Genomic DNA, 22,019 nt, shown 5'->3' with positions numbered 1-22,019 from the left:
AGGAATTACCTGAAATGTTAAATCATCTCCGGGCGAAGCGCAATATATTTAATGTAATCCGCCACATTGATTCATCCTACCAACCTATCCCTTAATGCATGATGGCCTATGGACAACTGGATATCATCTGAACTACCACCATTTAATGCAAAATACCCCTTATTTTTATGTGTACTTTCAAATACCGATACTGCCAGGATACCAGGCATTTCAGCAGCAGGCAGGTCACCGGATGTTATTACATACACACCGGCAGCAGATGCTGAACTGGTGACCCTTGGCAGGACTATTTGCAACACTGAACCTCCCATGACCGGCAACAGTCCGACACCTGCCGTTATCACCCGTGCAGCGATGCTGCTTACAGGTATGCCTTTTATGTTCATCAACAGCGGTCTGCACATCCGTCCACGGATACCCTTGCTGGATGTGGACGCAAAGCCCGGAGGCGATATCAGGACAAGCAATGCGGTTTTGGATGCCAGACTGGTATACGATAACGCGCTGGAACTGGGGCGCCAGATACGACGTTTTTCAGATTTCGTTGTGATAGGTGAAAGCGTGCCCGGTGGCACCACTACTGCCATGGCTGTATTACAGGCACTTGGTGTTGATGGCAGGGTGAGCAGCAGTTACCTGCAAAATCCAGTTACTATAAAACAGCAGGTAGTGGCACAAGCCCTGGACAGGGCGGGTATCTCTTTTGGCGGGCTGTCACATTCACCGATGCAAGCCATTGAATGTGTCGGTGACCCTATGATGGCGTGTGTCTGTGGTCTGGTGGATGGGCTGGAAGGTACTACATCAATACTGGCAGGAGGCACCCAGATGATGGCAGTTCTTGCGCTCATCAAACATTTCGGAATAACGGCTGATGTGTCAATTGCTACCACAAAATATGTGGCACAGGATGAGACTGCCAGTTTCCTAAATACGGTATCGGCACTGGGATATGCAGCTCATATCGTGGACCCGGGTTTTGACCAATCAAGGAACCCTGGACTGAGAATGTACGAATCAGGGGTGGTGAAAGAAGGAGTTGGTGCCGGTGGAGCCATGTTCGTTGCCGGTATGATGGGTGTGGGTCAAAAGGAGTTAAGGGAAAAGGTTGAAGAGATCTGTGACCTCTTGTTTTAGATAAAAAAAGTCGTTTCATATTAAAAGATTTTTCAGGTTTATTAGTGGTTTCAGGTGGACCGGTAAGGTCTAAGGCTGCTCCAGGATATCTTTTTCAATATCCTTTGTCAGAGCACTCATCTTCTTATGCCAGGTGTCGATATTGTCCTGTACCATGTCCTTTAACTTGCAGGGGTCAAGTGCATTGTAGATATAATAATATCCTCCGCCCTCTATGGTCTTTGTTTCCCTGTAGACCAGTCCGCATGACATGAGATTTTGAAGTGCGCGGTATGCGGTACTGCGTTCCCTGTTCAGCAACTCCCCAAGTTCTTCAGCAGTTTTAGGCCCTTCCTGTACAAGCAGGCGGTACGTATCAAGGTCAAGGGTTTTCAATCCCAGCACGCATTTGGCAATATCACTGCAATTGAAATTCCCATGTATCATTTCAGGTATTGAACTGGGCATTTTTTCATCCTCGATATAATTTGGTCGTCCGGTTTGGGGTAAATGTTAAATACAATATTGTACAGTTTGTACAAAACCATTATCAAGATAGATTTGGTCACTTATATAGTTTATTGATGGTATCTATGGAAAATGACGGGTATGTGGTGGTTCACGGCTGCCGTAAATGTAATAAATGCGATAATATCTGTCCGGAAGGTGCGCTGTACCGGGTGGATGGTGATGTCCGCATAAATTATGATAAATGTACACGGTGTGGGAAGTGTATCGAGATATGTCCCAACAAAGCCCTTGTTTATCTGGAATGAGCCCTCAGGGCTGTTAAACAACCTTCCAGGGTACCATTTCCTATGATGTCAGGGTTGATACCTTTTTGTTTCATGACAGCGGCACATTTTGGGCCAATGGCTACCACAATTTTGCCTTCCAGTTCTTCGTTTGATACTCCTGAAAGTAAGAATGACTTGCCGCTGGTGTAGATCACGGCATCCACATCTGGCAGTATATCCTTGAATTCATGACCGCAGGGTAAAAGCCGGTACGCTATACCTTCGACAACCTGTGCATCCAGGGAAGTGAGTGATTCCACAAGCTGGGAATTGGGAACATCAGGGCGGACCAACCCAACGGTTTTACCTTTGATGCGTGACCCGAGATGGGATGCAAAGTGGTCAGAGGAATAAGAAGGTATGGTCTCGCAGGCGAATCCCTTCTCGCAGACGGCATCGGCAGTCTTTGGACCAACAGCTATCATGACAATACCATCAGGCACCATTTTGCATTGGTCAAAGAAATACCTGACACCCATGGTACTTGAGAATATCAGGAAGTGTACTTCTCCCGCAGCCACTTTAGCACACAGCGTGTTCAGTGGTCCAGAGTCCAGTGCAGGTGCGGTCTTCATAGTTGGAACCAGAATGGCCTCGTGACCGTACCGTGCAAAGAGCTCATTCGTGCCTTTGGACTTTTCTTCAAGCCTGGTGACTGCAATTTTCATGAGATTCTTTATCTTTGATATATGATTTAACAGCTTCCAAATGTGTCGTGATACTACAGGGTGGTCGTGATGCATTATCAAAAAATTTATATTCATTATACCCGGTTTTTGTACTTCGAATGGTAACAGTAATGAACATTAAAATACCCATAAACCTAAAATCAACCCGAAGCATTTACCTCAATAACAGGGGGATTCCGGTATGAATCTCAGTCTGCTCTTTATAAGTATACTGGCTGGGTTCTTGCTTGGCGTGATCAGCGGACTGGTACCCGGTATCCATACCAACACGTTTGCTTTCATGCTGGCAGCTTTTGCTCCATGGCTGCTTGAATCAGGCTTATCACCGTTATGTATTGCAGCTACTATTGTTTCGTCTTCGCTGACCCATACATTTGTTAACATTATTCCATCGGTTTTCCTGGGTGCACCCGAGGCAGATACTTCCCTGGCAGTACTTCCCGGACACCAGTTGCTCCTCGATGGCTTTGGTGCCGAGGCAGTAAGGCTGTCGGCATTGGGGAGTGCCGGTGCGGTATTAGTATCACTGGTATTGATGCTTCCGCTATCAGCATCATTTGCTGTCATGTATCCGCTGGTGAACAGGTATATGGGATGGATACTGCTGGTTGTGGTCCTGGTATTGATATATACGGAAAAAGGGGAAATGATAGAAGGCCAGGGTTCGCTGGCCCGCTTTAAATACCGGGCATTTGCTGCATTATTATTCTTGCTGTCCGGAATGCTGGGCCTTGTGGCCTTTGAGTCGCAGACGTTGATGAAGCCTGTTATCTCCATAGGGGAACCTTCGATACTGATGCCATTGTTCAGCGGCCTGTTCGGGGCTTCAATGCTTGTCATCAGTATGATGACCGATACCGTTATCCCTGCTCAGTTCAGTTCCAAGCTGGTATTGTCACGGAGACGCATAGTGCGGGGGACCATTATCGGCAGCGCTGCCGGTGCATTTGTGGCGTGGTTGCCAGGTATTACCGGGGCAGTAGCCACGGTATTGGCCCGGATAGGGGTGAAGGAGGATTATGCGGATGAGGATTCGGGCCGCGAGTTCATAGTATCTATCTCAGGTGTCAACACGGCTAATGCAATTTTTGGTTTGATCGCGCTTTACGTGATTGGCAAGACCCGTAGCGGGGCCATGGTGGCTGTGGCAGATATACTGGGTGGGGCACATCTGGACCTGGATACTCTTGTTCTTTTATTGATAATCGTTGTCGGTGTATCCATAGCAGCGTATTTTGTAACTATTTTCCTGGGGGACAGGATATTGACCATAGTGACCAGGATTAATTACCGGATGTTGTGTATCGTGATACTGACCGGGCTGACGGGAATGGTATTCCTTTTCTCAGGCTGGTTCGGGCTTGTGGTATTCGGGATGGGTATACCAGTTGGAATGCTTGCACCTTACCTGAAGGTGAGGCGGAGCCATGCGATGGGTGTGTTGCTGTTGCCACTGCTGATGTTTTATTTTTGATTTTTTATAAATTCAGGTCTTATTATTTCCATGTAATTATTTCATTTGCTTGAGAATGATACGATACTTATTTGATTTTTATAAAAATAATCCTCAAATCAAAAAATTAATAACCTTCTATGAACTTGGAGGATTGGTGAAAATTTTGGCGAATAAAATTGTTAAAAGTATGATCGGTGAAGCGCTTGTAGGTGATGGGCCCGAAATTGCTCATATCGATCTGGTAATCGGTCCAAAAGGTGGCCCCGTGGAAACTGCGTTTATGAACTCTCTGGCAATGCCAAGGCAGGGACACACACCCCTTCTGGCAGTTCTCGAACCCAACCTTCAGCCTAAACCTGCGACCCTTATTGTAAATAAGGTAACCATTAAAAATGCTCAACAGGCAATACTTATGTTCGGGGCCGCCCAGGCTGCTGTAGCCAAGGCAGTCATGGACTCGGTAGAAGCAGGGATCATCAACAAGGGAGATGCTGAGGATGTGGTGATCATAGTTTCAATATTCATTGAATGGGATGCAAATGATAAGGCCAAGATCTATGAGTATAACTACGAAGCAACGAAACTTGCCATAGAACGGGCCATGAAAGGGGAACCTTCAGTCGACGAGGCACTTTCAAGAAAAGATCAAGCTTCACATCCTTTTGCATAAATCATTGGCTGAATGCGAATATTGTTAATATTTCGCATTCACCCCTTTTTGGATAGCTTCAAATTCATGTGGGTACAACTGCAAAGTCTGCAAAGATCGTAAAGAATCCAAATGTTTGGCTTTGGCACTTACTGAAATTAAAAAATCACAAGTTAAACATGATTACACTGATATTGCTGGCATTCTATCTCTAAAAAAAGCAAAGGATACCCTTATTAATTTTAAAAACATTATTAATAATATTCAGTGAGCATACCGAACATGTATGACCTATCAGAACTTATCACTTTTACCATACATCAATGGCTGTCTTTAATAGACCCGGTCACCTATGATTTTTTGGAAAAATTCGGTCTTGCCGCATTTATCGGTATCCTCATTGGCATTGAGCGGGAACGCAAATCCGAAGGTAAAGATATATTTGCCGGGGCCAGGACCTATACCATAGCCTCCATATCAGGTATGATAGGTGCATACATGGCCATAAACCAGGGTGTGTATGAGATATTATACCTCACCACGATCTTTTTTGTGATTATCGCTGCTATTACCGTATACATAAAAAATGTGGTATACCGGCAGGTTGGGACCACCGGAGGCGTTACCATGTACTTTGTGTTCCTTATGGGCGTGATGGTGGCTTTTGACTATTATCTTTTTGCCATAATGGGTGCTGTAGCTATTACGTTTTTGCTGGTAGAAAAAAATACACTCAGGGATTTTGCAGCTCAGTTGAACCAGAATGAAGTAACCAATGCGGTCCAGTTTTTAATTATAATATTTATCCTGTTCCCTATCACCCCGAACACTACGATACTTGAGGTACTGAATCCGAGATATGCTCTGAGCATCGTTGTAATGGTGTCTTCTATCAGTTTTATCAGTTTTCTGCTTATGAAAAAGTCCGGTACTGAACGAGGCATACCGTTATCAGGTTTCATTGGCGGACTTGTCAATAGTGAAGCTACGACCGGTTCCCTTGCAGCATTATCCAGGAAGAAGGAGAATCTGTTGGAGACCAGTTACCGTGGTATCGTTTTATCAAATGCGACCATGCTAATACGTAACCTCATTATTGCCTTTATCGTTGACCCGACAGGACAGGTCCTGTTATTTATGCTCCCACCCCAGATGGTTATCATTGCTGTGAATATCGGGATGGTTGTAAAGAAAAGCATGATGCAGCCAGATGGCAACGAATCGCTGGACATTGAATCCCCATTTGCCCTCAAACCTGCTTTCAAGTTCGCATTCGGGTTCACCCTGCTCATACTCCTTTCCCATTACCTGAACCTGTGGTTAGGCAGTACCGGTGTATTTTTTGTGGCATTGGGTGGGCTTGTAAGTTCAGCAGCGGTTACTGCTTCTGTCGGAGCACTTGCTTTAGGTGGTTCAATACCCTCATCTTCTGCAGCACTTGTGGCAGTACTGGCATGCCTGGTCAGTACTTCGAATAAGATACTGATTGTGAAATGGTCAGGTTCGGATGAATTGGGGCAGAAAGTAAAAAGCAGCTTCCTTGTCCTGATAGGTGTTGGTGCAGCCGCACTGGTGTTATGGGCGCTTGTTCTGCCTTTCATTGATGGCATATTTTAGCTGCCAGTATATGTGCAAATGTTAAAATCATGGCCTGCAGTAAATAGAGCAAAGCATATTTATAATAAACAAAAGTATAGTTTTTTAATCTACATACCAGATTGTGTATTAAGGAGAACCTTGAAAGATGAGTGATGGTGTTTATAGAGGTCATCCAACAAGGATTGATGACCTGGCAGTTATGGTGGCAAGTGATTGTGTCGAACTAAGGGCATTTTTCCCCACACCGTTTATTGATGTGTCATCTGTTTTCATCCAATGTGGCAGTGCAGTTGTCATACGCCATTGAACAGGACACGATAGTAGTATAATTGTAGTAATGTAACCAGATCCGTTTAATCAATATATTTAACTTAACTGTTTGTAATATACATATATATGGAACCAGATGCACTCATTGATTCTTTTGGGCGGAGGATAACCAGCCTGCGTATATCCATTACCAGTAAATGTAACCTCAATTGTTATTATTGCCATAATGAGGGGCAAAGCAGGGACGGGTCACAAATGAGCCCGGAACATATTGTCAATATTATTAGAACAGCATCCAAACTGGGTGTGAAGAGGGTGAAATTCTCTGGAGGCGAACCCCTGATGCGTCAGGATTTTGAGGATATACTGGTAAACATCCCAAAATTTCGAAACGTCTCTGCCACTACTAACGGAGTGCTGCTCTCAAAAAGGGCTGTCTCACTCAAATCCGCCGGGTTGGACCGGGTCAATATCAGCCTGGATACGCTGCAACCTGAAACGTATGCGAATATATGCCGGTGCAATAAAGATATTCATCACATGGTGCTGGATGGGATACAGTCGGCAGTACATGCCGGCCTGACCCCGGTAAAATTGAACATGGTAATGCTCAAAGGTATCAATGAAACTGAACTGGACGATATGATATCCTTTGTCAGACTGTTTGACGGGGATGTGATATTACAGATAATCGAACCCATGGACTTTGGCAATTACGGGGGTAGGGTCAACATGGATGCTATTGAGAAGAACCTTGGTTCAAGAGCTTTAGAGGTGGTTGAGCGTGAGATGCACCGCAGGAAGAAGTATTTGCTGGACGGTGCTGAAGTGGAAGTTGTAAGACCCATCGATAATTCCCGGTTCTGTGCTCATTGCAGCCGTCTCAGAGTGACCGCTGATGGTAAGCTGAAACCCTGCCTGCTGGTGAACGATAACCTTGTGGACGTTTCACGTGCAGGTATCCATGAACTTGAACCATTGTTCTATAAAGCAGTGAACCTGCGCGAGCCGTTCTATAAAGGATGATTCAAGACATCAGGATATAGATTATCGCAGATGTTACAAATGTTTCGATAAGAGCTGCGAGAAACAGGAGCGGTACAATTAATTTTATAAAGAACCTGACTGCCTGGAATAATTCCTTCTGAATGCTCACATCCATTTTACCGGATATTTTCAAAATGGTAATATAGCCAAGCCTCAATCCTATGGCTGCGCTGATAAATATCACCGGTAATTCAATTATTCCATGGGGTATGAGCGCGGCCAATATTATAAATATGCTGATCTCCCTGGCAGATTCGAATACCACTAAACCAATAAAAAATCCGTTTATAAGAATGAACAGTACGGGCCAAAGCCCGAAAACCACCCCAAGCACCATGGCAATAAAACTATTGAGCGTGTTATTTGCAAAGATGAATAGCAAAATGACCAGGGGAGATTTACCAGCTATCCAGCCGTAGGATTCTTCGAACTGCCCCATCATCTGTTGCGCTATCTCCGGGTTGAAGTATCCTGCCAGGTATCCTGTAAAAACCGAAACAACGAACAAGCTTGAAATTATGAGTATATAGGGACGGAGCAGTTCGAGGTAAGCACGCACATCAGGTGTGGTGCGGCGGACAGGGTCGTTCCAGAACGTTTCTTCAGTATCCATCATATTCCCAGAACCATCCTTACCGTGTTCCTGGTCGCCGGTGCCAGTCCAAGTACAATGATGGTCAGTTTTACAAGGTCTCTCAGCCGCTTTGATTCATCATCGTCATCGAACTGGGTGTCGAGAATGTATATGACTGGAATGAATATCATGAGCTTTAACGGGAACATGATACTTGCTGTACCTGTCAGGTCGATAAGGAAGGAAGGCACAACGTGTTTTTCATAATATCCCAGGAAATCCACACCAAAGAACGTTGACGAGGCATCCAGCATATGTGCCAGGAGGATGGTAATATTGACACGACGAGTGAACATCGTATACCCGGTGCGGCTGGCCACCAGAGTTACAAGCGCTGCCAGTGCTGTTCCTAATACTGGTATTATGACCAGTGCCTTTATGTTGGTGATACTTTCATAGGATAATAGTATATACAGATTGGCCAGTACCCATAAAACCCCTGCTGCTCCGAATGCCTTTTTCCAGTCCTTCACATAACCGGCCTTCTGCAGTCCGATTGACAAAACAAGCAGGAGAACCGTAATCAAGAACATCAGAATGTATATGGGAGGAGTTATGAACAGGTACTGCAAAGGAGGGCTGAACAGTTCGGCATCTTCAAAGACCCTGAGTGTTGAACCGGCCAGTATAAAAGGAATGATAGCCTTGACAAAATCCCAATCCGCTTTCACGTCAAGTTTGTCAAGCAGTTTTAGTACACCGAACAGGCACAATCCCAGAATAATTGCCCAGGTTACCGTATTTACCGGATTATAACCTGTGTCATGGATTATTGGATCGATGTAATATTGGTAAATAAAGCCCTGAATGCTTTGTAAAATCCCCATAGTTTATAACCTGTTACGATAGTATAGGATATGTTTCACATGAACGAGCTAAATGCTGACACGTCTGATTCTCGATGGATGCTGCTACCAAGAAATGTGGTTGTTGGAAACGGTGTCGTCAATGATATTGGTAACGTATGCAACGCACTTAAACTTAATGGGAATGCTTTGATAGTGAGCGGACCCACTACCCTGTATAAAGCCGCAAAAACGGTAAGCCAGGTGCTTGAAGATACTGGCTGCAATGTTCATTCTACCGTGGTCCACCGGGCAGAAATGAGCGAGGTGGAGATGGTTGAGGATCTTATTACACAGATAGACCCTGAAAACCGGGTTTTCCTGCTGGGTGTGGGTGGAGGAAAAGCCATAGACATAGCCAAACTGGCATCTGAGCGGGCAGCATGCAGTTTTATCAGTGTTCCAACTGCCGCATCCCATGACGGTATCGTTTCATCCAGGGCTTCAATTTCACAAGATGGCGTGAGCGCATCCATAGAGGCAAAACCCCCTGTGGCTGTCGTAGCAGATACACAGATAATTGCCAGGGCACCATTCAGGCTTCTGGCGGCCGGTTGTGGTGATATTATTTCAAAATGTACTGCAGTACGGGATTGGGAACTGGCGCACCGGCTTAAAGGTACCAAAATAAGCGAATATGCATCACACCTGTCCATGATGACAGCTAAGATACTTATGGAATCAGCAGAATCCATCAAACCCGATTTACCCGAATCAGCCAGGATGGTGGTCAAGGCTCTGGTGGCCAGTGGCGTGGCTATGAGCATTGCAGGTTCATCCAGGCCTGCGAGCGGTTCTGAGCATAAGTTCAGTCATGCTTTGAACCAGGTAGCACCACAACCTGCTTTGCACGGGGAACAGTGCGGTGTAGGTTCGATAATGATGATGTACCTCCACGGGGGGGACTGGCAGAGGATACGCCAGACCCTGAAAACCATAGGAGCACCCACCAATGCAAAAGAACTGGGTATTGACCCAGAAGATATTATCCAGGCGCTGGTACAGGCCCATACAATTCGTCCGGAACGCTATACCATACTGGGTACCGGATTGACAGAAGAGGCAGCAAGAAGTGTTGCAAAGATTACACAGGTCATAGAATGACCTCCCCGAAATGAAAGATCATATGTTTACTATAAAATGAATATACTCAAGATCAGGAGAATGAATTATGGATGAAGATACAATTGTAACACTCATTGGCGTAAGAATGGCAAAACCCGGAAATGTGTTCGTGTTCAGGGGAAAGACTCCAGATTGTGAAGGATGCAAGCTGAAGAACACCTGTATGAACCTGGATATTGGAGGACATTATAAAGTTATAAGCGTCAGAGATTCACCTCCTCTTGTTTGTGCGGTACATGATAAAGGTGTCCAGGCTGTTGAAGTGGTGGGGGCACCCCGGACTGTCCTTCTTGAGAGCCGGATGGCGCGGCAGGGATCGGCAGTAGTGTATGAACCGGTATCATGCGATGAATCAGACTGTAATATGTTCGAGATGTGCCAGAACCCGGGTCCCGTACCGGGGAACAGATACACCATTGTGAAGGTTGTTGGTGAACCCAATGGCGATTGTGTAAAGGATTTTTCATTGAAGATAGTAGAGATGAAATAATAAAACACCGTTAAGTATAAGCATACCAGACACAATGTAAGACGACCAAATCAATTGTGAACGTTACAAATCATATATTCGGAGGATAATTAATGGGTAAGACCGGTTCAATAGAATGGGGGAGAATCAAAGGCCGAAAGGGTAAGGTCAGGTTAGTTCCAAAAAGTAATATGACACATAAGCGTCCAGGTCCGGCACAGCGCTTCGACTCGGCAGGTGTCAAACGCAGACGGTTCAAGCGTTCTGCAAAAGCAATACAGAAATAGATGTTATAGATTGCGTCGATTCCGGCGCATACCTTCTTTTTACGGTTATTTGAGTATTATAAAATATTTAATATACTACTTGTTAGTATCATGTGTTGTAGTACCTAAATGTACAGATAGATTGGTATATTTATAGAATGAATGATATGTATACAAGTTTAAATATAAATATGCCTTGATATATCTATTTACCAGGTGTGAAGTTAGTATGGACAATACCAAAATAATACTTGACGAGAATGAGATACCAAGGTCATGGTACAATATCCTGCCAGACCTTCCGACACCATTGCAACCACCGTTGAATCCAGGCACGAATGAGCCCATAGGTCCCGATGACCTATCACCCATATTCCCTATGGCTTTGATAATGCAGGAAATGAGCCAGGACCGCTTTATCGCTATCCCTGAAGAGGTAAGGGATATTTACCGGTTGTGGAGGCCGTCTCCCCTGTACCGGGCACACCGGTTGGAAGCAGCTCTCAAGACCCCTGCCAAAATATATTATAAATACGAAGGCGTGAGCCCGGCAGGAAGTCATAAACCCAATACTTCCGTGGCCCAGGCCTATTATAACATGAAAGAGGGTGTTGAGCGTATCAGTACCGAGACCGGTGCCGGACAATGGGGTAGCGCACTGGCAATGGCCTGCAGTTTCTTTGATATTGAATGTATGGTCTATATGGTCAAGTCAAGTTACTACCAGAAACCTTACCGCAAATCCCTGATAAACCTGTGGGGAGCTACTGTTATACCATCACCCAGTACCCAGACCCGGGCGGGCAGGTCCATACTTGAGAAGTATCCTGATACCACAGGCAGCCTCGGTATTGCTATCAGTGAGGCCGTGGAGGATGCAGCTACCCATGAGAATACCAAGTATTCACTTGGCAGTGTGCTTAACCATGTGATGCTGCACCAGACAATAATTGGACAGGAAGCAATGAAACAGATGGCTATGGTGGATGATTATCCTGACATGATAATAGGATGCGTGGGCGGAGGCAGTAATTTTGCAGGCATCAGTTTCCCGTTCCTGCAGGAAAAGATAAAGGACGGCAAGGAGATCGATGTAGTAGCTGTTGAACCTTCTGCATGTCCCACTCTGACGGGCGGTGAGTTCAGGTATGATTTCGGGGATACGGCAGAGATGACACCGTTACTCAAGATGTACACGCTCGGTCATGAATTCGTACCACCACCGATACATGCAGGCGGGTTGAGATATCACGGCGATTCTCCAATCATCAGCCAGTTGTATGCGGACGGCATCATCAGGGCTGAAGCTTACCACCAGACCGAGATATTCGATGCTGCTGTTACATTTGCCAGAACGGAAGGAATTGCACCGGCACCCGAATCCGCACACGCTATCAAGTCTGCTATCAAAGCAGCTCTGAAGTGCAAGGAAACAGGTGAGGAGAAGACCATTTTGTTCAACCTCAGCGGTCACGGGCATTTCGATATGGGTTCGTATGACAGTTACTTCAATGGAACCCTGAGCAACGAGTAGATATATGAAGGGTGCTGTTGCACCCTGCATACCTTTTTAATACAGTATTTCCATGTAATTTTGGATATATTTGAAGATGATTAAGAGATTTTTCGGGAAAAAAGTGGAATTACCTCGGCAGATATCACTCGAGTTCAGTGAGCTGTCTGGCTGGATCGAGAATGAGTCGGACCAGATGTTCAGGGAATTGAGGTCGCATATCCAGCGCATATATGGAGAGATACGGGATACTCTTGAAGACCTCGACAACAGCAAGGTTCAACTGGTCAATGCACAATTCGGGGAGAAAGTATTCAAAAGGGTAGCAAAAGCAGGTGCATCGAACAGGGATAACCTGGTAAAGAACCTGAATATCATCAAGGACAGGACTATAGTACCTGAAGATACTGACCCTGGAAAAGCTTTTGAATTTTATACCGATACAAAGGCCCTTTTGAACACATCTCTTGAGAACGCTATTAGAAGCCAGCAATATGTGAAAGCGATTTTTCCAGAAGCGTACCGGGATATTCTGGCTAACCTGAAACGGTTCCAGGGATTGCTGGAAGAACTGGTCGCCCCCATCAATGAAGAAAGAGATAAGCTTGAGGCATATGACAGACTGCATGCGCTGATCAGGCAGATACAGGATACCAATTCAGGAATAGAGTCCAGGAAAGCACATATCATTGACCTTGAGAACAGGTGCCGTTCATTAAGAAGCGATAAGAAAGATGCAGCTCTAACGTTAAAGGACCTGGAAGAAAGTAAAGCATCAGTTCATGCAAATGAACTGGAAGCCCGGGTGTCCATGCTAAAAAGCAAGATACAGAGTATTGATTCACAATTATCAGACCTGTTTGCACCTCTTTCCAAAGCTCTTTCCAGAATGGAAAAACAGGATGAGAGTGGCAGGCATACCCTGTCATCTGACAGCAGGAAGATGCTTGGACTATTGAAAAATAAACCTGCACAGGCTCTTGATGAGGACATCAATCCTTTCCTCGCAGAACTGAAAGTGATGATAGAGGATGGAAGCCTGGGTCTTAAGCAGCAAAATATAAAAAAGACCCTTGACCAGATAGATAAATTAGCTGGTCCAGACCTTGTTCGGTCCATGAAAGAAGAACGAATGTCATATTCTTTAGAACTTGAACAGATATCGTCGGAACTGGAAGGGCTTGAAGTATACAGGGAAAAGAGCCACATTGAAAAGGTGGTTTGCGATACGCAGGGTATGATCGATTCAACCGGACAGGAGTTGGAAACGGAGAGAAGGGATCTGGCAAGGTTGAATAATGATATTGAGAAGGCAAAGGTACAGTTGAATTCTGATTTGAATATTGTGTTCAGGCAGGATATTGAAGTGACGTATCAGGTTGAATGAATAAAATGGTGTGGCGCCCCGCCTGAGAGACGCCAGATTCTTTTCAAAGGGCTATGCTTCCGCTATTGACCACATTCGCCGATGTGTTGTAATCCCAACCAGGTAGCACGACCCTGGTCACGGTAAAGGTAAATGTGCCTTCGACCAGTCGCTTTGCACTGTCCGAGTATAACGTCACAGTCCCATCGGCTGCCGTGGCACCGGTATCGATATCAGATGTAACTCCGCTCCAGACCCCGCTGACCTGTGCACCCTGGACCGGATTATCTCCACTATCTGCGATGGTCACGGTGGCATCAGCCCAGGTAAATATATTCCTGCCTGCAGACCTGGTATCGAGAGATAAGGATATGTCAGCTATGTGCATTTCACTGCCAGTTGGAGTTGGTGTAGGATCTGGTGTTGGTTCAGGAGTGGGGCCAGGGTCTGGTACGACCACATCGGTTGCGGCAAGGGCATTGACAAGACCGTACCCAAAGTATAGGTCCTTGCCGGTCGTTCCGAGGTCGGTTGATGTATCACGCATTCTTTGCCTGACCTCGTCAGTGTCCCACTGGCCGTTATTGTTTGTGTCATATCCTGTATCAATAACGGATGTGGTAAGTACGAGTGCAGCTACGCCGGTCACATGGGGTGTGGCCATGCTGGTACCGCTCCAGGTATCGCCGCTGTAACCACCGTTCATTGTTGTAGAGTTAATGTTAACTCCCGGCGCTGCCAGTTCAACCTGTGTGCCAAAGTTTGAGAACCAGGCGACATTGTTGTTCTGGTCTGTTGCGGAGACGGCAATGACCGAACTATATGCGGCTGGATAAGATACCGTTCCGGCCTCGTTCCCGGCTGCGGCAACCAGCAGCACTCCGCTCTTATATGCGTTGTCGCATGCCCTGCTGAGCAAGCGGGAGTTGAATCCACCACCCAGGCTCATCGAAGCTACATCGATATTATGGGTGCGAGCCCAGTCAATTGCGCTGATTATATTGCTGTATGAGCCGCTGCCGCTGGCATCGAGCACTTTCAGGGCATAAATATTGACCTCGGGAGATACGCCTATAACGCCAAAATCATTGTTAATTGCCGCTACTGTTCCAGCCACGTGGGTACCGTGCCCTGCGTCATCAAACGGGTCGGTATCAAGGTTGACGTAATCATACCCGCCCATGTAATTGGATGCCAGGTCCGGATGGTTATAATCTATACCGGTATCAATGATAGCTACATTTACACCCATACCCGTAATGCCATTGGCATGTGTCTGGGGTGCCTGTACCCTGTCTATACCCCATGGCGTGACCTGTCCCATGGCATGGGCTACGGCATCAGGCTCAATGATATCTATTTTTGGGTTGTGGGACAGCCCGTATAGTGCCTGTACGGGCACCTCTGCGGCAATTGCCGGGATAATATCAAACTGTGCATTGACCTTTCCGCCGTAGCTTTCTACCAGTGCTGCATCGTTTTTGTCCTTGAACCCTATCAATACCCTGACCATGTTATCGTCAGGTGATGTTGCGGCCACCGGTGCCAGAAATGAAACTAATATCATTAAGATTATAATAATACTAAATATTCTCATGCTATTCACTCCAAAAGTATTAGCTCGTTAATTATACTATATGGTTTATAAACAAATATCTTACGGTGAGACTATAATCATGAACCACCCCGACAATCTCCTGCGCATCGACCTGGATTCAGGTAAAACAAACAGAGAACCTATCCCCCGGACACTGCTCCGCACGTTCATGGGCGGTAAGGGCCTGGCAGCCCACTATCTCTACAATGAGAACCCGCCCGGTTGCGATGCCCTGTCACCCGATAACCTGCTGGCTATCATGAACGGCCCCCTGACGGGCGCTCCCGTGACAAACGGCGTCAACTTTTCGGTGTGTGCCAAAAGCCCGCTCACAGGCACCTGGAACGACAGTCACTGCAATGGCTGGTGGGGGCCTGAGTTGCGGTATGCAGGGTACATGGGGCTGCTCATCATGGGCAGGTCGCAGTCGCCTGTATATATCAATATCATTGATGACCGGGTGGAGATACTGGATGCTACCGACCTGTGGGGTATGGATACTTTTGCGGTCCAGGCAGAGTTGAAAGCACGTCATTCTCCTGACCGCGAGGCCAGGGTGTTGAGCATCGGACCCGCAGGGGAGCGCATGGCAAAACTGGCTGGGGTATTTGCAGAGAACCGCACAGCTGCTCGCGGGGGATTGGGTGCGGTCATGGGCAGCAAGCGCTTGAAAGCAGTTGTGGTCACCGGGCACGGGAACTATGAACCTTCCGACCCTGTCACTTTCAGGTCAGTGAGGGAGAGGATAAACGGTAAGGTCAGGAACAGCAGCGGTGTGGGTAATCTCAGAAAGATGGGCACGGCTGAACTGGTTGAAGTGGTGAACGAGACCGGAGGTTGGAGCACGCGAAACTACACGAGTGGACGGGATGACGTTCTGTGTGAACGGCTGGATGGGTTCGCAATCAAAGACCAGTTGTGGGATGGAGGAGCCCGGCGCCGTCCCTGCCCGGGCTGTGCCATACAGTGCAGCCACCTGGCAGTGGTGCAGGAAGGACAATATCGCGGTCTGACACATGACGGCCCGGAATTCGAGTCGATCACCCTGCTGGGTTCCAACTGCGGTATCGATGACCCGGTAGTGGTAACAGCAGCAGAGCATCTTTGTGATACATACGGGCTGGACAGCATGAGTACTGGCAGTACCATCGCTTTCTTGATGGAATGCTATGAACGGGGCCTGATCAGGAAAGAGGATACCGGCGGACTGGAGTTGATGTTCGGGAATAGTGATGCGCTGATCGAGGCTATCCATATGATGGGCAGAGGTGACGGTCCGCTGGCTTTTGCAGCCCATGGTACCAGGGATGCGGCTCTTGGTATCGGGCAGGGTTCAGTTGATTTCGCAATGAACGTCAAAGGGTTGGAGATCCCTGCATACCTGCCCCGGACCGCCAAAGGGCAGGCCCTGGCATACGCTGTATCGGACCGCGGCGCCTGTCACCTGCGTCCCTGGACCTATGGAAAAGAAGTGCTTGGCAGGGGCGGGCGGCTTGACCCTATGGTAACGGCAGGTAAAGGCAAGATGGTCTGGGACGGTCAGCAGCGTAATGCCATCTATGATTCAGCTGGTATCTGCAAGTTCATCACCTATGCTGCCGGCCTGGACGAGCTCCATGAACTCTTTGCGGCAGCCACCGGGTTTACTATGGACCGGAGCGAGTTCGATCTGTTAGGCAGGCGGGTAGCTGTGCTGACACGGGCTTTCAATAACAGGGAAGGTTTTGACAGGAGACATGATACCCTGCCCGCACGGGTGACCACACAGGGAGAACAGCCTGTAACGGGCGCAGAACTGGATGCCATGCTGGATGAATACTACGATGCAGCGGGTTTTACACAAGAAGGAATGGTACCTGAATCCCTGCTTGTTGAACTGGGCATACAGTCTAAAAATAATTTGTAGTTGGAACCACAGGATTCTGTTATGCCATTATGGCCTTGAGTTCTTCCACCAGGCCCTGCTGGATAGAAGACGTACGGTCGCCTCCGCACACGCATCCCCGCACTCCGATGATGTCAGGACCGAGCTGGTTCAGGGCATCCATATCCTCGAATTTTATGGTGCCAGCGATCGCGGTTTCAATCCCAAGGTCATGTGCCGAATGAATGAAAGCGGACAGTTCATCATGGGTCATGAACTCAAAGGTAGAGCGTCCGTCCTTGATACCCGTATCCATCATGACCACATCTGCGCCACTTTGTGCACAGATAGAAGGCAGTTCACTGACAGGTATGGAATTGATACGTTTATAATCAGAATAGCCGGATATGACCACTTTCTTTGCCGGATCATAGTCTTTTACTGACCTTACCACGTTCTCGGCCATGTCTAAAGCCTGTTCCCTGGTCTGGATGTCGTATAATCCTACTTTGATGTAATCTGCGCCGGACACTGCGGCACCAAGAGCTGCAAGGGATGCGGTTCCGGGTTTATAATTCAGGTCACCGATGGTGGCACTGATGGGTCTTATCGAGTTCAAGGCCTCTTTCACTGACCTGATGACCCAGGGGAAGTTAGCGCCCAGACTACCTTCTTTCGGGTTCTTGACATCGATGATATCTGCCCCTCCGTTAGCTGCAGCTTTTGCTTCTTCAATATTGATGGGGCTGACCAGTAGTTTCATGTTCTATTACCTCTATATCCTTGAAATGTGTTACTGCGCTATCGTAATATATATGTTGTTATTTTGACCACCCTGGATTCATTATGTCATACTTTATATATTACAAAAAACCTTAATGGCAGTGAGTATCGGCATAATAAACTTCAACACCAAAATTTAAATCAATATTCATGTTTCGCGTAATATTCGTACTTGACATTCTGGACGGGCAGGTCGTGCATGCCGTTAAAGGAGAACGGGAAAATTACGGCCCCATCCATACTTTTAGCAAAGTCTGTGAATCATCAGACCCCCTCGATATTATAAATGAACTGGTGCCCGGCGAGGTCTATATTGCTGACCTGAACCGGCTGGGCAACCGCGGGAACAATGACGAGGTCGTAAAACAGATAGGCTGGAAGAGCAAGACCATGCTCGACCTTGGTGCATCTTCCCTGGATGATGTCCATCTTGGTCACCAGCTGGCTGATTCCATTGTGCTTGGCACGGAAACCGCCACTCATGAATTGCTTGAGAGTGCTACGGGTTTTTATCCCAGGTCCATTAATATGAGCATCGATATCAAGGGGGGCCGGATATTGACCCGTGAACCGGCATTCAATCTGCCACCTCTCGAACTGATACAGATGTTGAACAATTATGACATCAATGACCTGATAATACTGGAATTGAGCAAGGTGGGTACATCCAGTGGTATCAACACCGGTTTCCTGGAGCAGATGGTGGACCACAGCGACCATAACATCCTGCTTGGCGGTGGTGTCAGGGGCAAGGATGATATCAATCTATTGAGGGATGTTGGACTGGAAGGTGTCCTGGTGGCCACTGCGGTACATAGCGGTGCACTGCCCCTGGATCTTATTCAGTAATTGTTCAATTATCCTGTAAGGTTACGATGTAAGTCGTCTCACCAGTTCATCAGGGTCCAGTATTTCCTGGTTCCCGGAGCCCATATTTTTCAGGGTCACCTTACCCTTTGCGACTTCATCTTCGCCAATGATAACAGCCCATCCGGCATGTACATTATTGGCAAATTTCAGCTGGGCTGCAAAACTCCTGCCCATGACATCGATATCAACTATCATGTGTTGGCGCAGGGTCCGGGCGATTTTCATGCCTTCCTTGCGGGTCTCATCAAAGCAGACCACGACAACCCTTTTCTCCTCGGGAGGCTGGACGGTACATACTTCCATGACCCTGTCAAATCCGAGCGCAAACCCGGTGGATTCAATGTCCTTGCCCCCGAACAGGTGTGCGAGCCGGTAAGACCCGCCGCCGCATACCTGGTTCTGTGCTCCAAGGCCGCTGCTGTAAATCTCAAAGACCATGCCGGTATAGTAGTCAAGTCCCCTGGCAATGCCGAAATTGACGGTATAGTCCAGGCCGTGGATATCAAGCAGGTCCAGTAGCCTCTGGAAAGTATCCAGTTCCTCGATATTGCCCAGCAGCCGTTTTGCCTCTTCCACGGCACCGCTGCCGGTCAGGCCTATGAGTTCGAAGAGTTTCTCCCGCATCCCGATATCGGCGTTGATGGCTTCCAGGTAATCTTCCAGGCCATTATCGTCCTTTTTATCAACGAGCCGCATGATCTGGCCCTGGGTCGTTGCATCCAGTCCGGTGAACAGGGTCCTGATAATGCCAAGGTGCCCGACATTGAGCTCGCCGTCCACGCCCGCATCTTTGAGCATCCGGCAGGCCAGGGATATGACTTCTGCATCAGCCTCTGGCCTGGGGCTTCCTATGAGCTCGGCGCCGAATTGCCAGAATTCCCTGAACCTCCCCTTTTGGGGCCGCTCGTACCTGAAGCAGTTATCAAAATAATAAAGTTTGACGGGTTTTGGTGCGCGCTGGAGTTCATTGACGTACATCCTGACCACAGGTGCGGTAAGTTCGGGACGAAGTGCCATCTCACGGTCGCCTTTGTCCTTGAAATTGTAGAGCTCACCCAGGATGCCTTCACCAGATTTGACCGTGAATAATTCTATCTGCTCGAAGGTGGGGGTCTTGATTTCGTTGTAGCCCCACCGTTTGGCGGTTTGGCGGAGTTTGGTTTCAATGTATCTGCGCTTGCGGTTCTCGTCTGGGAGGAAGTCCCTGGTTCCTCTGGGTTTCTGGATCATCATGTGTGGGTCTCCGTTGTATGGGGGGATATGGAAATATTGAGATGCCATCCTCACATATAAAATTGTTCCTCTGTATTTTTCAATAAAAATTAAATTGAATTGAATGTTTTATTTTAGTACATAACGTATACCTTTTTGTGAGGTCGTTACATTACATGTTGGTGCTTTCAAATTAACCGCAGATGAACGCAAATGAACGCGGATACGCTGCCTGAAAATCTGCGTTCATCCGTGGTTTTATTATATTCACCAACACGAATTGAAACGGTCTTCTTTTTGTACTCAAGTTAATCCGACCGCAGGGAGGATTTTCTTGTAACATTGATCCTGAAGCACAGTCCTTTTCGAATAATCGCGGGTTGTCAACGGTTATTATTCCAATTCAACCGATTTGCAACTCCCCCCCACTCCTTCCAATACCATCAGTCGTAATGCCCTTCCCTCTCGACAAGCTGTCCCGTAACAGGAATCCAGCCATGCTGTTCTCCCGTGATGGTAGTGCATATACTATCCCTGTATCCATTATACGTCCAGCCGCCAGTCCACCATTCATTATGTCCCTCCATCGTTATGCAAATTTCAACATTGGCGTTTGGAGCGGCTGAATAATCCGCATAGATGAAACTGTCATAATTCCATGTGTTCGGAGGAATCCCGCCTGAAGGATACGGTGCATTATAATCAGACAGTTCCATATTATATTTCGGGGAGAGGACAGGTTCCTTGCCAGCAGCGTCCTGTGTGTAGATAAGAGAATCTGCCTCCATCGAAACAGAAATCTCTATCGTTCCTCTTGTAAACGAAGCAACCTCTCCGGCAGGTCTGTCCCCTGTTTGACCCGGAAGAGGTGGCTTTACCTCGAACAACTGATGTAATTCAGGTTCAAGCTCGTTTGCAGTTAACTCCAACATGGTTCCATGCCCGGTCCCTATCATGCTGAGTTCCCAGCCAGGGTTTCCCGTATTTTGGATCATTGCCTCCTCACCCATTCTCGACACGTTCATGGATACGGGAAGTGGCAGGTAGAACGTCAGGTTTTCCAGTGTTGAATCCGTGTTCAAAGCGATCCGATAATCGTACTGGCTCATGACCGATGAATTACCGTACAATCCACCTGAACTGTACAGGAAGAAAGCAATTCCAACAACAAGCATTATCAAAAGGACTGAAAAGACCACACCGGTTATCAAAACTGCGATCACAGAGCTCACCGGGGTAACCTTATGGACCTGGGTGCCACCTACTACAACGAGGTATATCAGGTAGAGACCTGCAAGGATGGCCACGAACGGAATACCACCAAATGCCATAGCTGCACTTGAATACGCAATAATCCGGACCGTACTTTCATAGGTACCTGTTCCTCCTGATACTCTAAAAAAGATATGGAGAATACCCCCACCAATAAAAAGACCCATGAAGCAAATAATAACTATCATGAAAAAACGCGCCGAACCCATTGCCAGTGAAATAAAATCTAGAGTTAAGTTTCCGGTCAAGGCCGTAACCAAGTAAAAAAAAAGAGAATGTATTATCATCGAGCTTAAGCCCGCTATCAGGTAATTGATAGCTGCAAATTTAACCGGGTCTGTATAACCACCTTTTGCAGGCATCTGCGCAAAAAAATCCTCAGGCGATCGGATTATAAGTAACCATGTATTCTTGAAATCATCAATCATTTTACTCATCAATTCCACTCCTGTTTAAGACTATCACTGCTTTCATTTCTTATGATGAGATAATGATTATTTAAATATTGTTACAAGTGCCGGTCTTTTCCCGACCATGTATCAATGATTATCATAGGGGAGGGATCAAGCTGTGTCCTGCG

At 47.0% G+C, this 22,019-nt stretch carries 22 protein-coding genes; 14 read left to right on the top strand and 8 right to left on the bottom strand.

The features are described from left to right. Positions 1-108: 108 nt before the first annotated feature. Positions 109-1,137, top strand: coding sequence for a TIGR00303 family protein (locus tag K0A89_04300; protein MBW6517707.1), 1,029 nt, complete (start codon positions 109-111; stop codon positions 1,135-1,137). A gap of 69 nt (positions 1,138-1,206) precedes the next feature. On the opposite strand, the gene K0A89_04295 is transcribed toward K0A89_04300, so the two are convergent. Next, entirely contained in the window at positions 1,207-1,584 is a 378-nt protein-coding gene (locus tag K0A89_04295; protein ID MBW6517706.1) for a TrmB family transcriptional regulator, read from the bottom strand. Positions 1,585-1,709: 125 nt separating this feature from the next. Here K0A89_04295 and K0A89_04290 point away from each other — a divergent pair, with 125 nt between their 5' ends. Next, entirely contained in the window at positions 1,710-1,892 is a 183-nt protein-coding gene (locus tag K0A89_04290; protein MBW6517705.1) for a 4Fe-4S binding protein, read from the top strand. Here K0A89_04290 and K0A89_04285 read toward each other — a convergent pair. Then, a complete protein-coding gene (locus K0A89_04285) occupies positions 1,880-2,581 on the bottom strand; it encodes a uroporphyrinogen-III synthase (protein MBW6517704.1) in 702 nt (233 codons plus the stop codon). The genes K0A89_04290 and K0A89_04285 overlap by 13 nt on opposite strands. A 202-nt stretch (positions 2,582-2,783) precedes the next feature. On the opposite strand from K0A89_04285, the gene K0A89_04280 reads away from it, so the two are divergent. From K0A89_04280 to moaA, 5 genes are all read left to right on the top strand, one after another. Beyond that, a complete protein-coding gene (locus K0A89_04280; protein MBW6517703.1) occupies positions 2,784-4,076 on the top strand; it encodes a tripartite tricarboxylate transporter permease in 1,293 nt (430 codons plus the stop codon). A gap of 169 nt (positions 4,077-4,245) precedes the next feature. Continuing rightward, positions 4,246-4,728, top strand: coding sequence for a formaldehyde-activating enzyme (gene fae, locus K0A89_04275; protein ID MBW6517702.1), 483 nt, complete (start codon positions 4,246-4,248; stop codon positions 4,726-4,728). Between the two features lie 261 nt (positions 4,729-4,989). Beyond that, the gene (locus K0A89_04270; GenBank protein ID MBW6517701.1) at positions 4,990-6,324 is read left to right on the top strand and encodes an MgtC/SapB family protein; all 1,335 of its coding nucleotides are present in this window, start codon (positions 4,990-4,992) and stop codon (positions 6,322-6,324) included. Between the two features lie 127 nt (positions 6,325-6,451). Then, positions 6,452-6,613: a hypothetical protein gene (locus K0A89_04265; GenBank protein MBW6517700.1), complete on the top strand. Its 162-nt coding sequence runs from the start codon at positions 6,452-6,454 to the stop codon at positions 6,611-6,613. Positions 6,614-6,702: 89 nt separating this feature from the next. After that, entirely contained in the window at positions 6,703-7,602 is a 900-nt protein-coding gene (gene moaA, locus K0A89_04260) for a GTP 3',8-cyclase MoaA (GenBank protein ID MBW6517699.1), read from the top strand. A gap of 1 nt (position 7,603) precedes the next feature. Here the strand turns inward: moaA and K0A89_04255 are convergent, their stop codons facing one another. Both K0A89_04255 and K0A89_04250 read right to left on the bottom strand, forming a co-directional pair. Further along, positions 7,604-8,239: a stage II sporulation protein M gene (locus tag K0A89_04255; protein ID MBW6517698.1), complete on the bottom strand. Its 636-nt coding sequence runs from the start codon at positions 8,237-8,239 to the stop codon at positions 7,604-7,606. Continuing rightward, complete coding sequence (locus K0A89_04250; GenBank protein ID MBW6517697.1) at positions 8,236-9,084, bottom strand: DUF63 family protein; 849 nt, start codon at positions 9,082-9,084, stop codon at positions 8,236-8,238. Before K0A89_04250 ends, K0A89_04255 begins: the two co-directional genes overlap by 4 nt. Positions 9,085-9,123: 39 nt before the next feature. Between K0A89_04250 and K0A89_04245 the strand changes: the two genes are divergently transcribed. The 5 genes from K0A89_04245 to K0A89_04225 all read left to right on the top strand — a co-directional run bounded on the left by K0A89_04245 (position 9,124) and on the right by K0A89_04225 (position 13,862). Next, positions 9,124-10,206 carry an NAD(P)-dependent glycerol-1-phosphate dehydrogenase gene (locus tag K0A89_04245; protein ID MBW6517696.1) on the top strand — a complete coding sequence of 361 codons (1,083 nt, stop codon included), beginning with the start codon at positions 9,124-9,126 and terminating at the stop codon, positions 10,204-10,206. A 67-nt stretch (positions 10,207-10,273) separates the two neighbouring features. Continuing rightward, positions 10,274-10,717: a UPF0179 family protein gene (locus K0A89_04240; protein MBW6517695.1), complete on the top strand. Its 444-nt coding sequence runs from the start codon at positions 10,274-10,276 to the stop codon at positions 10,715-10,717. A gap of 92 nt (positions 10,718-10,809) precedes the next feature. Then, positions 10,810-10,983 carry a DUF5350 domain-containing protein gene (locus tag K0A89_04235; GenBank protein ID MBW6517694.1) on the top strand — a complete coding sequence of 58 codons (174 nt, stop codon included), beginning with the start codon at positions 10,810-10,812 and terminating at the stop codon, positions 10,981-10,983. 208 nt (positions 10,984-11,191) lie between these two features. Further along, positions 11,192-12,496 carry a TrpB-like pyridoxal phosphate-dependent enzyme gene (locus K0A89_04230; protein MBW6517693.1) on the top strand — a complete coding sequence of 435 codons (1,305 nt, stop codon included), beginning with the start codon at positions 11,192-11,194 and terminating at the stop codon, positions 12,494-12,496. Between the two features lie 76 nt (positions 12,497-12,572). Then, complete coding sequence (locus tag K0A89_04225; protein ID MBW6517692.1) at positions 12,573-13,862, top strand: hypothetical protein; 1,290 nt, start codon at positions 12,573-12,575, stop codon at positions 13,860-13,862. A gap of 43 nt (positions 13,863-13,905) precedes the next feature. Here K0A89_04225 and K0A89_04220 read toward each other — a convergent pair whose 3' ends face one another. Then, positions 13,906-15,438 carry a S8 family peptidase gene (locus K0A89_04220; protein MBW6517691.1) on the bottom strand — a complete coding sequence of 511 codons (1,533 nt, stop codon included), beginning with the start codon at positions 15,436-15,438 and terminating at the stop codon, positions 13,906-13,908. A 79-nt stretch (positions 15,439-15,517) separates the two neighbouring features. Here K0A89_04220 and K0A89_04215 point away from each other — a divergent pair, with 79 nt between their 5' ends. Then, positions 15,518-17,344 (top strand): aldehyde ferredoxin oxidoreductase family protein, encoded by a 1,827-nt coding sequence (locus tag K0A89_04215; GenBank protein MBW6517690.1) that lies wholly within the window; start codon positions 15,518-15,520, stop codon positions 17,342-17,344. 19 nt (positions 17,345-17,363) lie between these two features. On the opposite strand, the gene K0A89_04210 is transcribed toward K0A89_04215, so the two are convergent. Next, positions 17,364-18,065, bottom strand: a complete 702-nt coding sequence (locus tag K0A89_04210) for a (5-formylfuran-3-yl)methyl phosphate synthase (GenBank protein MBW6517689.1) — start codon at positions 18,063-18,065, stop codon at positions 17,364-17,366. 170 nt (positions 18,066-18,235) lie between these two features. Between K0A89_04210 and K0A89_04205 the strand changes: the two genes are divergently transcribed. After that, the gene (locus K0A89_04205; protein MBW6517688.1) at positions 18,236-18,934 is read left to right on the top strand and encodes a phosphoribosylformimino-5-aminoimidazole carboxamide ribotide isomerase; all 699 of its coding nucleotides are present in this window, start codon (positions 18,236-18,238) and stop codon (positions 18,932-18,934) included. 21 nt (positions 18,935-18,955) lie between these two features. Here K0A89_04205 and hisS read toward each other — a convergent pair whose 3' ends face one another. Then, on the bottom strand, positions 18,956-20,188 hold the full coding sequence (hisS, locus tag K0A89_04200) for a histidine--tRNA ligase (protein MBW6517687.1): 1,233 nt from the start codon (positions 20,186-20,188) through the stop codon (positions 18,956-18,958). A gap of 422 nt (positions 20,189-20,610) precedes the next feature. Further along, complete coding sequence (locus tag K0A89_04195) at positions 20,611-21,876, bottom strand: YIP1 family protein (protein MBW6517686.1); 1,266 nt, start codon at positions 21,874-21,876, stop codon at positions 20,611-20,613. Positions 21,877-22,019: the final 143 nt, after the last annotated feature.

Source organism: ANME-2 cluster archaeon, assembly GCA_019429385.1.
In the GTDB taxonomy this organism is placed as follows: domain Archaea; phylum Halobacteriota; class Methanosarcinia; order Methanosarcinales; family Methanocomedenaceae; genus Methanocomedens_B.
This window is presented reverse-complemented; position numbering and strand designations above follow the sequence as displayed.